We start from the raw sequence: 446 nt of genomic DNA on the forward strand, positions 1-446 counted from the left end.
ACATCTCAAGGTGAAGTGATTTTAAGGGTTAATAGCCAGGAAAATAAAGAGAACCAAAATCAGACTTTAAATTTTCAAATTAGCGACACAGGTAAAGGAATTTCTCAAGCAGAATTAACTAAATTATTCGAGGCATTTTCCCAAACCGAATCAGGACGAGAATCCCAAGAAGGAACGGGATTAGGATTAGCGATTAGTCGTCAATTTGTGCAGTTAATGGGAGGAGATATTACGGTAGAGAGTGAATTAGGGAAAGGTACAACTTTTCAATTTTCGATTGTGGTACAATTAGGTCAAGAATTAACTAAAATTGAACAAATTAATTCCCAATGGGTATTAGCACTAGCACCCGATCAACCGACTTACAAAATTTTGACGGTAGATGATAAAGCGATTAATTGCCAATTATTAACAAAATTACTTTCCCCTTTAGGATTTGAGGTTAA

The 446-nt window shown here is 35.2% G+C and carries 1 protein-coding gene; it reads left to right on the plus strand.

The features are described 5' to 3' along the window. Positions 1–446: ATP-binding protein (locus PL9631_RS25520; RefSeq protein WP_231516859.1), on the plus strand; the 446-nt coding region annotated here is incomplete at both ends.

Source organism: Planktothrix paucivesiculata PCC 9631 (genome assembly GCF_900009265.2).
Taxonomy (GTDB): domain Bacteria; phylum Cyanobacteriota; class Cyanobacteriia; order Cyanobacteriales; family Microcoleaceae; genus Planktothrix; species Planktothrix paucivesiculata.